Consider the following 12,836-nt stretch of genomic DNA (forward strand, 5'->3'; position numbering starts at 1 on the left):
GGTCAGGGCCTTCCGAGAAGGGAGGGCTGCTCGTGACACGGCATGCCCAGCCGTGTCCCGCGCCGAGCAGCCGGCGCATCGGAGGGCCTGGTGGGCGCCGCTGGGCTCGGCCCGCCCTGCCGCACGTCCCGGACGTGCGGTGCCTCCACTATCCCGGTACGGCGGGCCGCGCCGCCAGGTCCTTGACGCGTCCTTGCCGCATCGGCGGCGTCAAGGCCGGTACTCGTTGAGGCGGGGCCTGACTCCGGCCAGGGTCAGTGCGGCCACCAGCAGCGCACCCACCACGGGAATCAAGCCCCATCCGGCCAGCGCGTTCTCGCCGTCGCGGATCGAGCCCTCGAAGTGGCTCCGGTTCACCCCGATGAACTGTTCGAGCGCCTTGTCGTAGCGGTCGAAGTCGTAGTTGGAGTTACCCGGCGTGTAGCTGGTGTTGAAGGCGACCGCCTCGCGCAGCCGTCCCTGGACGTGCAGGGCGCGCATCCTGCGGCCGTCGAGCTGGTAGGCACGGTAGGCCGCCATGGTGGCCTGGGCGTGCTCCCGCTCGCCGGGGAAGGTGATGTTGCGCAGCGCCGTGCCGAAGTAGCCGGTCATCGACGTGGCCTTGGCCAGGCCCGCGTCGTAGGTGTCCAGCGTGGCACCGGCCACTCCCGCCAGGCGCTGCGACTTGTCCAGGAATCGCTGGGCGTAGACGGCAGAGCGGGACGGGTCGACCAGGAAGCGGCTCTCGTCGGCGTTGGCGTCGTAGCTGAGCGCCCGCGCCTGCGTGAGCGCCAGCACGGAGTCGAAGGCGTCCTTCTTGGCCACCCGCAGGTGATCCGCCTCGGAGATCAGCAGCCCGCCGCCGAGAACGGTCAGCAGCAGCGCGCCCACGGTGGCCGGGGCCATGAAGGCGTTCACCAGCCGGTGGAAGCGGCGGGCGAGCGCCGCCTGCAGCCCGAGCAGGACACCTGCCAGCAGCACGCCGAGCACGATCACGAGCACGGCCGCCCGCACCGCCGCCGACCGCCGCTCCTCGTAGGCGGTTTCCAGCGTGGCCGCGTTCGACCTGGTCAGGCTCTCGGCCGCGGGCAGCACGGCCGACTTCATCAGGTCGGTGGCCTGCCGGTAGCGCTGCAGCGCCACGGCCGGCGGGCGGCCGGGAGGATGCGGCTGCTGACCGTCGAGCAGGATCGCCTGCCCGGCCAGCGCCTCGTAGCGACCCAGCCCGTCGATCACGTCGGCGAGCCTCTCACCCCCGCCGACCGCCGCCGCCTGCTGCAGGTCCTTACTGGCCTGCGTACGGCGGGCCGCGTAGATCTCCAGCGCCTTGTCCCTGCCGACCCCGAGATCGCGGGCGGCGCCGACGAGCAGCACGTTGGCCACCTGGGCGTCCATGTCGTTGAGCGCGAAGTACAGGTCCTGCGTGGCCACCACCTGCGGCCCCGTCTGGTGCCCGACGACCTGCAGCCCGTCACGGACCCCGGAGACGGCCACGGCCAGCGTCACCCCGAGGCAGGCGGCCAGGACGAGCGCGCCGCCGGCGAGGGCGCGCAGCCACTGCGGGGTCTTCACAGCAGCGTGAAGGGACGCAGGGAGTTGGCCCGGTCGACCAGGGATATCCGTTCATCGGGATCGCGGGCCAGCCTGGCCAGCGCACGGTAGCAGCCCTCCAGGCCGAACCGCAGCGAGCGCTCCGACAACTCGGCGCCCAGCACGGTCTCCGCAGAAGGCCCGTTCTGGCCGACCCAGCCGAGCGCCGCCTCCAGTACCTCGGTGGCCAGGTGCTGCCTGCGCTCGGCGTCGAGCTCCAGCGCCTCGAGCCGCCGCCCGGCGTCCAGCAGGTCGTCGCGGGCGGGGACGCTGACCCGCGACGAGATGGCCGCCGTCCGCGCCTCGACGTAGTGGATGGAGGTGCCAGGAACCGAGTCGAGCACGACCACCGCGCCCGCTCTGTCACCGCCTTCCAGCAGCACGCGCGCCAGGCCGAACGCGGCGCTGACGTAGGAGCGGTCGGTCTTCCACACCGCGTCGAACAGCGCCGCCGACTCGGCGCAGAACGCCAGCGCCAGCTGGGGTGCCGCCTCCCCGGGCAGCAGCCACCTGATCCGCCCGAACGCCTCGGCTGCTCCGGTCAGGTCGCCCGCCGACAGGTCGGCCAGCCCCAGGTACCACTCGGCCCGCCAGTCGTCGTCGGATACGAGCAGGTCGCGGGCTGCCTGCGGGGCGCCGAGCAGGATGTGCGCCCTCGCCGTGGCCAGCCGTACGCCGGGAGAGGCTTTGAGACCGGCGGCGGCGGTCAGCACGTGCTCGGGGGCGAGCCCGGACAGCAGCGTGGCCGCCGGGTCGGCGGGGTCGGGCAGCGGGGCGGGCAGCGCGGCGACGGCCTCGGCCGGGGTTCTGGCCAGGCGCAGCTCGGGGCCGAACAGCGTGGAGGGTGCCGGGCGCGGATTGCCGTCGGCCGCGGCGACGACCTCGCGCAGCACGCCGGTGAGCTGGTCGGCCATCTCGGCAGCCGACCAGAAGCGCCGGTCGGGATCGGGGTCGGTGGCACGGCGCAGCAGGAGCTCGACCGACTCAGGCAGCGGCAGCCGGTCGGGGAGCGAGTGCTTGAAGGTGGCGGCGTTGCCGCGGAAGTCGAAGGCCAGCACGGCCATGGTGCGGCCGACCGTGTACAGGTCGGAGGCGACGCTCAGGCCCCGGTCGGCGATCTCGGGCGCCTGGTAGCCGATGGTGCCGTAGATCGCGCCCTCCTCGTCGTCGAGGGCGTGCACGCCGCCGAGGTCGATGAGCTTGAGCTGTTCCTCGGTCTGCAGGACGTTGTCCGGTTTGAGGTCGCAGTAGACCAGGCCCTGGGCGTGCAGGTAGCCGAGCGCGCGCAGGATCTCCAGGCCGTAGGCCAGCACCTGGGGCAGCGGCAGCGGGCCCTTCTCACGCAGCTGGCGCAGCGACTGGCCGCCGACGTACTCCATGACGATGTAGTCCTGCACGAAGTTGTGGATCTTCACGATGTTGGGGTGCTCGACCGTCGCCAGGAACTGCCGCTCAGCCAGCGCCGCGGCCCTGGCATCGGGGTCGCCCGCGTCCAGCACCCCCTTGAGCACCACCCACCTGTCGCTGACGTTGCGGTCCTTGGCCAGGTAGATCCACCCCAGCCCGCCATGTGCCAGGCAGCCGAGCACCTCGTACTGCCCGCCCACCAGGTCGCCCTTGCCCAGCTTGGGGGTGAAGGAGTACGGCGCCCTGCAGTGCGAGCAGAACCCTTCCGTACGGCCCGGCCGCCCATCCCTGGCCCTGCCGACGGGGGCGCCGCACCCGCTGCAGAACCGCTTGCCCTCGGCCACCTGCGGATTCGTCATGACCGCCGACGCCGGGTCCTTGTAGGGCACCGGAGGCACCTCGACCAGGCCCGCGCCGAGCATGCCCCGTTTTGACGAGCCCGTGCTGCCGGTCCGGCTGGACGCGGTGCGGCCCGTGGCGACCCTGACCGGCGCCGTACCGGGATTTTTCGGTGCTAAACCACATAAATCGCAGTAGCCGTCTTCGACGGTGCCCCCACACCCGTTCTGACCGCAGCGCATGCCGCTCATCCCCGTTCCACCTGTAGCGATCACTCCAGACGCTAGATCGCCACGAACGGCATTTGTCGCGATATTTACGGCATTACTACGCCTTTAATACGCGAACACCACGCCGCCGCAACACGGCCACGAAAGCGCGGTCATCGGCGGACGTGAAGCCGGCCCTGGGCCTTCGACATCGCGGCCTCGGCCAGCACCTCGGCGGCCCCGGACCGCTCCAGCAGCAAGGCGCGCCGGTCGGCCGGGATCCAGTAGAGCGCCCGCCGGGCGCGCAGCAGCGGCAGCGACTCAGGGATGCCGTCCATGAGGCCGCGCCGGCGGGCGATCGCGTGCCGGAACACCGCCGCCTGCGCCGGGCCGCGCGGCGCCGGATGCGTCAGCGCCAGCACGTCGGCGAAGCGCATCGCCGCGCCCGGGCTGTCATACGTGGCCAGGGCCAGCTCGTCGTACAGCCGCACCGCGGCATCGGCCACTCCCCGCTTGACCGGCTGCGGTATCGCCCTGCCGTACCGGACGAGCCAGTACGCCAGCAGCTCCGAGCCAGGCGTCCCCGGCCAGCGCGTGCACCAGCCGGGCGTAGCGGTCGGTGGGCATCCGGGCCTACTCGTCGGCCAGCGCCCGAGCGATGAGGAGGAAGAGCTCCTTCCTGCCGGTGTCCTTACGGATTGTCGTATATGTCATGTTCTGCACTGTCCAAGGACGGCGATCACCGCCACAAGCTGCCTTGACGCCTCCTTACCGCAAATTCGGCGTAAACGCTCAGCAGAGGCTTCATCCCTGGGAAAGGATCCGCCGCAACTCCTCGTCCGCCTCGTCCGCACCGGCGTCCGACAGCCGCTGCAGTTCACGCAGGTCTCCCGCCGTGACGGCGCGACGGGTGAGCAGGTGCCCCGCCCGTTCGCAGCCCTCGTCCAGCAACTCGTTCAGCTCGTCCAGGTCACCTCGGGCCTCGGCCAGGTCCGCCAGCCGATCCAAGGCCAGCTCGTTGCCCTCGTCAGCCAACGCGCGCAGGGCATCTCGATCCGGGGTCATGTCTGCCATGACCCCATGGTGCAACCTTGCCCTTAGGGCAAGGTCAAGCGAGGGAGAATAGCCGAGTGATCACCATCGGCCAGCTCGCCCAGTATGCGGGTGTGACGACCAAGACGATCCGCGTCTATCACGCCAAAGGACTGCTGCCCGAACCCGAACGCGACTCCTCCGGCTACCGGCGCTACACCGCCCAGCACGCCATCGACCTCATCAAGATCCGCACCCTCGCCGACGCGGGAGTACCCCTCGCCCGCATCCGGGAACTCCGCGCCACGCCCGACGCCGACCTTCGCGCTGCCCTCCACGACGTCGACGTCGACCTCACCGCCCGCATCCGAGGCCTTCGCCGGACCCAGCAACGCCTGCGACGTCTCGCCGCGGGCGACGCCGACCTGCTGCCGCCCGGGGTCGGCGCCTACCTCGGCTGGCTACAGACGTTCGGGTTCAGCCATCGCTGGGTGACGCTCCAGGCCGACCTGTGGCTGCTCCTCTTCACCACTGCCCCGGACACCGCGACCGAGCTGCTCCAGGATCAGGCTCAGATCCTCACCGACCCCGCCCTGCGGCAAATCTTCCTCGACTACGACCGAGCGCATGACCTCGACCCCCACGACCCCTTCATCGAGCAACTGGCAGCGCGCATGGTCGGGGCCACTAGAAGCCGATACGACCCCGACAAGCTGCCGGGACAGGACACCGCCTCCGACATCCCCGACTTGGTCCAACGGGCCGTCAACGCCTCATCACCGGCGTGGCGGCGACTCGACACCCTGATCCGCCAACAGCTCCACCCGTGACCACTCACGCGCGGATGGTTCCAGGAGATGACCGCGGTGACGGTCCCCTCCGAGTCGGCCAGCGCCACCCAGCGCGGCTCCTTGGGGCCACCTTCACCGAAGCGGATACGATTCCCGAATCCGACACGTCCATGGATCTGGATCTTCAAGCGGCGGGGCGAGAGCGTCGTCGAGCGCCCGCAGCGAGGGGCTGGGATCGGTCGAAGGTGCCGCATTCTCGCTCAGGCGTGGCCGCCCTCATGCCGCCAGAGTGCCAGGAGGCTTCCGGCGACGACGCTGAGGCCGAGCCAGTCCCACCACTGCCCGGTGAATTGTTGTCGACCCAGACGAGCGCCCAGCCGAGGATGGCGGGGATCTGCAAGTACCACAGGCGGCGGGGAATGGCGACGAACGCCAGCATCACCAGGGCGGCGAGCAGCAGCGTCACGGCGACCACCGAGCAGTCCGACAACAGGGCGGACGTGAGATTACTCCGCATTCGGGCGCTCTGGCCGGTTGATCAGGGCTGCTACTGTCTGGCCGACGCGCGGGGTGTTCGCGTGAATACTCGCCACTATGGAGGAGATGACGATGGCCGATCGGCAGCAGGTGTCCGCGCCGGAGGGTGCTGGGTCAGGGGCCGGCGGCGGCCATGGGCCTAGCACGGCGCGGCTGGCGCTGATGGTCGGCGCGCTGGGGGTGGTGTTCGGCGACATCGGCACCAGCCCGATCTACACCCTGCAGACGGTCTTCAGCCCCGGCGACCCGCATCCGGTGCCGGTCAACACGGAGAACGTGTTCGGCGTGGTCTCGCTGGTGTTCTGGTCGGTGATGATCATCGTGACGGTCACCTATGTGTTGCTGGCGATGCGCGCCGACAACAACGGCGAGGGCGGCATCATGGCGCTGATCACGCTGTTGCGGCGATGGAGCACGCAGCGTGGACGGCGCACGACCATGGTGCTGGCCACATTGGGTATCTTCGGCGCGGCGTTGTTCTTCGGCGACAGCATGATCACACCGGCGATCTCGGTGTTGTCGGCGATGGAGGGGCTCAAGGTCGTCGACTCGTCGCTGGGACAGCTGGTGGTTCCGCTGACTGCGGTGATCATTCTTGGATTGTTCCTGGTGCAGCGGAAGGGAACCGCCGCCGTCGGCCGACTGTTCGGGCCGGTGATGATCGTCTGGTTCACGGTCATCAGCGTGCTCGGAGTGCTGGGCATCTCCCGTAATCCGGAGATCCTCAAGGCGCTGTCGCCGACGTACGCGCTGAGCTTCCTGGCTGGCCACTTCGGTACGGCGTTCTTCGCACTGGCCGCGATCGTGCTTGCGATCACCGGCGCGGAGGCCCTGTACGCCGACATGGGCCACTTCGGCCGCAAGTCGATCACTCGCGCCTGGCTGATCCTGGTGTTCCCCGCCTGCGTGCTCAGCTACTTCGGCCAGGGCGCGCTCATCCTGCAGGACCCGGCCAACATCTCCGGCCCGTTCTTCCTACTCGTCCCCGACTGGGGAAGGCTGCCGATGGTGGTGCTGGCGACCGCCGCGACGGTGATCGCCTCTCAATCGGTGATCACCGGGGCGTACTCGGTGGCCTCCCAGGCCGCCCAGCTCGGATACCTGCCGCGGCTGCGCGTCGCGCACACCTCCGAGTCCACCATCGGCCAGATCTACGTGCCGTGGATCAACTGGCTGCTGATGGTCTCCGTACTCACGCTGGTGTTCGCCTTCCGCAGTTCTGAGGCGCTGGCGTTCGCGTTCGGCATGGCGGTGATCACCACGATCACGATCACCACCCTGCTGTTCTTCTATATCGCCCGCCGCATGTGGAACACCCCGATGTGGCTGATCGTGGTCGGGGCCACCTTCCTGCTGTTCGTGGACCTGCTGTTCCTCGCGGCCAACCTCACCAAGCTCCTGCACGGCGCGTGGCTGCCGCTGCTCATCGGGCTCGTGGCGTTCACCGTGATGACGACCTGGCAGCGCGGCCGCGAAATCGTCACCGCCGAGCGCGAGCGGCTGGAGGGCTCGCTGCGCGAGTTCGTCACCAAGCTGGGCTCCAGGAAGATCCAGCGAGTCGCCGGCACCGCCGTCTTCCTCAACCGCGGCAAAGAGACCACCCCGCTGGCGATGCGGGCCAACGTCGATCACAACCACGTCCGACACGATCACGTCGTGATCCTGGCGATCCAGACCGAGCCGATCCCCCGGGTCCCCGCCAACGAGCGGGTCAGCGTCGACGACCTCGGCTACACCAACGACGGAATCATCCACGTCACGGCGCGATACGGCTACATGGAAACGCCCAACGTGCCGGAGGCCCTCGCGACCGTGGACCCCGCCGTCACCGAGGGACAGCTCGACCTGGAGGGCGCCTCCTACTTCCTGTCCAGCATCGAGCTTCGCTCAGGGAAGGCTCCGACCATGGCACGCTGGCGGAAACGGCTCTTCATCGCCACCTCCTACATCACGGCCGACGCCGCGGAGTTCTTCGGACTCCCCCGCGACCGCACCGTCATCATGGGCTCGCACATCGAGGTCTGACGCCCGCGTGCCCCGCAGCGTGGGACCTTCCCCGTTCTTCGGGTACTTGACCTGAGGTCACTGCGTGGTGGCGATCCGCATGGTCTGGCGGCTTGCTGTGACGCGCGATGAGGGTCTGCTTGTTGACATCGCGCCGATGTGCCGGAAATGATCTGTGCGCACAAGTGAATCGAAAAGGTCAGCGCCGTGGTGGCAGGTGGGTGCGCTGTCGAGTTCGTGCATGTCGCGAACACGACCAACCCCCTGGAGGACGCATGTCCCACCACCATCCAGATGTTGATGTCATCGTGGTCGGCGCAGGTATGGCCGGCCTTGTGTGCGCGGAGCGCCTGCGTCGCCGCGGGCATGACGTCCTGCTCGTCGAGGCCCGCGATCAGGTCGGTGGCCGTACGGCCGGCATCGAGATCGACGGCGAGACCCTCGATCTCGGCGGCCAGTTCATCGGACCTGGCCAGGACCGGATCTACGCGCTGGCCGCCGAGCTCGGCGTGGCCGTCTTCCCGACGCACACCGCGGGCGCGAACGTCATGGAGACCGAGACCGGACGGTTGCGCCGGTTCCGCGGCACGGTGCCGAAGCTCGGTCCGCTGACTCTGCTTGACGTGGCACGCGCCCAGGCGCGCCTCGACCGGCTCGCTCGTACCGTCGATGCCGAAGCCCCGTGGCGCGGCCCGAACGCGGCCGCGCTCGATGGGCGCACGCTGCAGTCCTGGATCGACCGCACGGTCAAGACCCGGGGCGGGCGCAGTTTCCTGGTCCTTGCCTGCCGGGCGATCTGGGCCTGCGAACCGAGCGAGCTGTCGCTGTTGCACGCGTTGTTCTACGTGAAGGCGGCGGGCAGTCTGGCGGCGGTGACCGACGTCGAAGGCGGCGCGCAGCAGGACCGGCTGGACGGCGGGGCGTACGGCGTGGCCACCAGGCTCGCCGAGCGGCTTGGCGACTCGATCCGGCTGAACGCGCCGGTCCAGCGGATCGAGCAGCACGATGCCGGTGTCGTGGTCACCGTCGAGGACGGAACCGCATGGGGCGCCAGGCACGTGGTGGTCGCCGTACCTCCCCCACTCGCGGCCCGGATCGCCTTCCACCCACCGCTGCCTGCCGGGCGGCAACTCCCGATGGGGAGCGTGATCAAGTACGTCGTCGGCTACCCGGCGCCGTTCTGGCGACAGGCTGGCCTGAGCGGCTCCGCCCTCAGCCTGCGCGCCCCGATCGCGGTGACCGTCGACAGCAGTCCGCGGTCCGGTCGGCGCGGCGTGCTCATCGCCTTCGTCAACGGCGCACCCGCCCGCGACCTTGCCACGCGCTCCCCCGAGGATCGCCGGAGGATCCTGCTCGACGCACTCGGCCGCCTGTTCGGTCCGCGGGCTGCCACGCCGGTGAGCTTCGTCGAGCGGAACTGGAACGAGGAGGCATTCGCCCGAGGCGCCTACTCGGCGGTGTTCCCGCCGGGTGCGTGGACCCGGCTCGGCGCCGCCTGGCGCGCGCCCGCCGGCCGGATCCACTGGGCGGGGGCGGAAACCTCGCCACGCTGGTACGGCTACATCGACGGCGCCGTGCGATCGGGAGAAGCCGCCGCAGACAGGCTCAGCTGAAGAAGCCGGAGATGAGGTCCATGTCCAGCGGGGTGGGCGTGAGGCGGTAGCCCGTGGGCGGCTCGGCGCCCAGGTGGTGCCTGACCAGGAAGTCCCACAGCCGCCTGAGCATGTGGTGCTCGTAGCCGATGAACAGGTGGTCGGCGCCGGGGATGATGAGCAGCTCGAAGTCCTTGTCTGCGGCCAGCAGCCGGTCGACGAGCCGCAGCGTCTGCTGGGGCGAGACGTTGTCGTCCATGCCGCCGTGGATCAGCAGCAGCCTGCTCTCCAGCCGGGCGGCGTCCTCGGTGTTGGACGACTCGGTGTAGTCGGCGCCCGGACCGTCGTACATCTCGCCGACGCCCTGCTGGTAGTACTGGTTGTCGTGCGAGCCGCAGATGGCCACGCCGACGGTGTACAGCTCGGGGAAGTCGAGCATCGCCCGAACCGTGGCGAACCCGCCGCCCGACATGCCGAAGACGGCGACGCCGCGGTCGAGGTCCATCCACGGTCTGGTCTCGGCCAGCTGCGGGAAGGCGGCGACATGGTCCTCGAGGGTCATCCCCAGCCTGCCGTACGACTCGTCGTGGAAGGCCTTGCCGCGGCCGGGAGTGCCTCGGCCGTCGAGGGCGACCACGACGAAGCCGAGCGCCGCGATCTGCTCGCACATGTAGCCGAAGAAGCCCTGGTCGAAGGCGGGTGACACGCGGTTGGTCTGCGGTCCGGGGTAGGGGCTGTCGACGACGGGGTAGCGCTTGGCCGGGTCGAAGTCCGGAGGAAGGTGGATCACACCGTAGATGTCGGTCACGCCGTCGGCGGCCTTGACGCGGAAGGGCTGCGGCGGGCGGCGGCCGAGCGCCTCCAGGCCCGAGACGTCGGGCCGCTCGAGCTCGACGATCACCCGGCCGTCCCAGCCGCGCACGGTGATGACCGGCGGCGTGGTGACCGTGGAGGCGGAGTCGACGAAGTACTCGCCGCTGTCCGGCACGGACACGACGTGGTCGAGCTCGTCGTCGGCGACCTTGGCGAACCCGCTCCCGTCGAGCCCGGCACGGCAGACCGAGCGGCGGTAGGGGTCCTCGGGCACCAGCCCTGACGCCGTGAAGTAGACGACCCTGGCCTGCTCGTCGACACGCAGGATCTCCCGCACCGCCCACTGGCCCGAGGTCACCTGATGCCGCAGCGCGCCGGTCGCGGCGTCGTACAGGTAGAGGTGGCCCCAGCCGTCGCGCTGGGAGTACCACAGCACCTCGTCGCCGAAGACCTCGACCATCGGGGGCGCGCCCAGGAACTGGTTGGGCTCCACGCGGGTGGGCCCCGACTCGGAGACGATCGTGGTCACCTCGCCGGTGTCCGGGTCCAGCCTGTTCAGCCGGAGCGTGCGGTAGTCGCGCGGCTGGTCGAGGTAGTAGACGGCCGAACCGTCCTGCGCCCACCACAGCCAGCGCATCTGGATCGGCGAGAAGAACGGCATGTTGACGGGCTCGGACTTGGCCCGCACCACGGCTGCGTCCTCGACGTGCAGCACGACCAGCTCGGCGACCGGGGCCCGCTCATCTCCCGGGTACGGGTAGCGCTTGGTGTGCAGGACGGGCTCGCCGCCGTCGGCCGGGCGGGCCTCGATCCAGTGGGTCTCGCGCACCTGCCGCTGGTCCGTCCGGTGCGTCACGACGCGCGTCGAATCGGGCGACCACGCCACCGCGGGCGGCATGTCGGGGATGCCCAACGTGCGCATGATCGTGGTGGGCTTCATCACGTCAGGGCCCGTGCCGTACGCGTGGTCCCGCTGTCCGTCGGTCGTCAGCGGGCTCTCGTGACCGCCGTGCGACCTGATCCACAGGTCGTGCCCGCGCCGGAAGACCACGTGCCTGCCGTCGGGCGAACCCGCCTCGAGGAAGTCGCCGGGCGCCGCCGGCGGCTCGGCCACCACCTGCCTGGTCCCGGCCGCCGGGTCGACGAGAATGATCTCCTTCTTGTCTCCGGTACGGCGGGCGTACCAGAACCTCCTACCGCCCTCGAGGTAGAGCGGGCGGACCTGTCCCCCGGGCACGAGGCCCTGGCGGTGGGCCCAGTGCAGGCCCTCGGCGTTCTGGTAGGCCGTGGCGTCGATCATCATGGTGCACCGTCCTTCCGGCTGCGTCTGAACCGGACGATGCCTGCCATCGCTGACACGGGCCTGTTGTCCCGCTGTCACCAGCTGTCGTATCGCGGCCGTCGCCGACGGTCGCCTGCCAGCGCCTTAGTTCAGGATTTTCTGAATCCATGACTTCCTGTACTTTAGGAGCATGGTGACCATCGCCCCCGACATCGAGGTCCTCTCCCGCTTCGGCCGCGCGCTGGCCGATCCGATCCGCTGCCGCATCCTCATCGCGCTGCGAGAAGCCCCCGCCCACCCCGCCGAGCTGGCCGACCTGCTCGGCATCTCCCGGACCCGGCTGTCGAACCACCTGGCCTGCCTGCGCGACTGCGGCCTGGTCGTCACCGTCCCCGTCGGCCGCCGCATCCGCTACGAGCTCGCGGACGCCCGGCTGGGCCACGCCCTGGACGACCTGCGCACCGCCGTGATCGCGGTGGCCGCCGACCGCACCTGCCCCGACTCGGCCGACCAGGGCTGCTGCTGATGGCGCTCGCAGCGGCACGCCGTACGGTGTTGCGGCGGCGCATCAGGCTGCTGGTCGCCGTGACCATCACCTACAACGTGATCGAGGCCGTGGTCGCCATCACCGCCGGGACACTCGCGTCCTCGGCCGCGCTGGTCGGCTTCGGGCTCGACTCCGTCGTCGAGGTCGCCTCGGCCGCCGCGGTCGCCTGGCAGTTCTCCGCCGCGGACCACGAACGGCGCGAGCGGACCGCGCTGCGCGTGATCGCGCTCTCGTTCTTCGCCCTGGCCGCGTACGTGACCTTCGATGCGGTACGCGCACTGCTGGGAGTGGGCGAGGCCGGACACTCCACACCCGGATTGATCCTGGCCGCCCTCTCGCTGGTGATCATGCCACTCCTGTCGGCGGCCCAGCGCCGCGCGGGCCGCGAGCTCGGCTCGGCCTCCGCCGTCGCCGACTCCAAGCAGACCCTCCTGTGCACCTACCTGTCCGGGGTGCTCCTCGCGGGCCTCGCGCTCAACAGCCTGTACGGCTGGGCCTGGGCTGACCCGATCGCCGCCCTGGCCATCGCCGCCGTCGCCGTCAAGGAAGGCCGCGAAGCCTGGCGCGGCGACACCTGCTGCGCCGTACCCCCCACGACGCGCTCACCCTCCCGGGCCGTAGATGATGGCCGCGACTGCTGCCAGGCAGATCAGCGCGCCGATCCGGTCTGAAGCCGTCCACCATTCCCCGGGCCGGCGACCCGGCCACGAAGAC

Annotated in this window: 11 protein-coding genes; 5 read left to right on the forward strand and 6 right to left on the reverse strand. The window is 70.2% G+C overall.

All coding sequences use genetic code 11. The annotated features are described in order from the left end of the window. Positions 1 to 210: 210 nt before the first annotated feature. The 4 genes from ACIBHX_RS28870 to ACIBHX_RS28885 all read right to left on the reverse strand — a co-directional run bounded on the left by ACIBHX_RS28870 (position 211) and on the right by ACIBHX_RS28885 (position 4,598). Entirely contained in the window at positions 211 to 1,551 is a 1,341-nt protein-coding gene (locus tag ACIBHX_RS28870; RefSeq protein ID WP_397070427.1) for a hypothetical protein, read from the reverse strand. Then, positions 1,548 to 3,566, reverse strand: a complete 2,019-nt coding sequence (locus tag ACIBHX_RS28875) for a tetratricopeptide repeat protein (RefSeq protein WP_397070428.1) — start codon at positions 3,564 to 3,566, stop codon at positions 1,548 to 1,550. Before ACIBHX_RS28875 ends, ACIBHX_RS28870 begins: the two co-directional genes overlap by 4 nt. A 131-nt stretch (positions 3,567 to 3,697) precedes the next feature. Then, positions 3,698 to 4,030, reverse strand: coding sequence for a hypothetical protein (locus ACIBHX_RS28880; protein ID WP_397070429.1), 333 nt, complete (start codon positions 4,028 to 4,030; stop codon positions 3,698 to 3,700). A 298-nt stretch (positions 4,031 to 4,328) separates the two neighbouring features. Next, entirely contained in the window at positions 4,329 to 4,598 is a 270-nt protein-coding gene (locus tag ACIBHX_RS28885) for a hypothetical protein (protein ID WP_397070430.1), read from the reverse strand. Positions 4,599 to 4,654: 56 nt separating this feature from the next. On the opposite strand from ACIBHX_RS28885, the gene ACIBHX_RS28890 reads away from it, so the two are divergent. Then, positions 4,655 to 5,386, forward strand: coding sequence for a MerR family transcriptional regulator (locus ACIBHX_RS28890; RefSeq protein WP_397070431.1), 732 nt, complete (start codon positions 4,655 to 4,657; stop codon positions 5,384 to 5,386). A gap of 145 nt (positions 5,387 to 5,531) precedes the next feature. Here the strand turns inward: ACIBHX_RS28890 and ACIBHX_RS28895 are convergent, their stop codons facing one another. Continuing rightward, on the reverse strand, positions 5,532 to 5,813 hold the full coding sequence (locus tag ACIBHX_RS28895; protein WP_397070432.1) for a hypothetical protein: 282 nt from the start codon (positions 5,811 to 5,813) through the stop codon (positions 5,532 to 5,534). Positions 5,814 to 5,950: 137 nt separating this feature from the next. Between ACIBHX_RS28895 and ACIBHX_RS28900 the strand changes: the two genes are divergently transcribed. Next, on the forward strand, positions 5,951 to 7,909 hold the full coding sequence (locus ACIBHX_RS28900; RefSeq protein ID WP_397070433.1) for a potassium transporter Kup: 1,959 nt from the start codon (positions 5,951 to 5,953) through the stop codon (positions 7,907 to 7,909). A 254-nt stretch (positions 7,910 to 8,163) separates the two neighbouring features. Next, positions 8,164 to 9,501 (forward strand): flavin monoamine oxidase family protein, encoded by a 1,338-nt coding sequence (locus ACIBHX_RS28905; protein WP_397070434.1) that lies wholly within the window; start codon positions 8,164 to 8,166, stop codon positions 9,499 to 9,501. Here the strand turns inward: ACIBHX_RS28905 and ACIBHX_RS28910 are convergent. After that, positions 9,494 to 11,596 carry a DPP IV N-terminal domain-containing protein gene (locus tag ACIBHX_RS28910; protein WP_397070435.1) on the reverse strand — a complete coding sequence of 701 codons (2,103 nt, stop codon included), beginning with the start codon at positions 11,594 to 11,596 and terminating at the stop codon, positions 9,494 to 9,496. The genes ACIBHX_RS28905 and ACIBHX_RS28910 overlap by 8 nt on opposite strands. Before the next feature lie 169 nt (positions 11,597 to 11,765). Here ACIBHX_RS28910 and ACIBHX_RS28915 point away from each other — a divergent pair, with 169 nt between their 5' ends. Further along, positions 11,766 to 12,101: an ArsR/SmtB family transcription factor gene (locus ACIBHX_RS28915; RefSeq protein WP_397070436.1), complete on the forward strand. Its 336-nt coding sequence runs from the start codon at positions 11,766 to 11,768 to the stop codon at positions 12,099 to 12,101. Beyond that, a complete protein-coding gene (locus ACIBHX_RS28920; RefSeq protein WP_397070437.1) occupies positions 12,101 to 12,793 on the forward strand; it encodes a cation transporter in 693 nt (230 codons plus the stop codon). The genes ACIBHX_RS28915 and ACIBHX_RS28920 overlap by 1 nt, the downstream gene beginning before the upstream one ends. Positions 12,794 to 12,836 lie beyond the last annotated feature (43 nt).

The sequence above is a fragment of the Nonomuraea sp. NPDC050536 genome (assembly GCF_044457685.1).
GTDB lineage: Bacteria > Actinomycetota > Actinomycetes > Streptosporangiales > Streptosporangiaceae > Nonomuraea.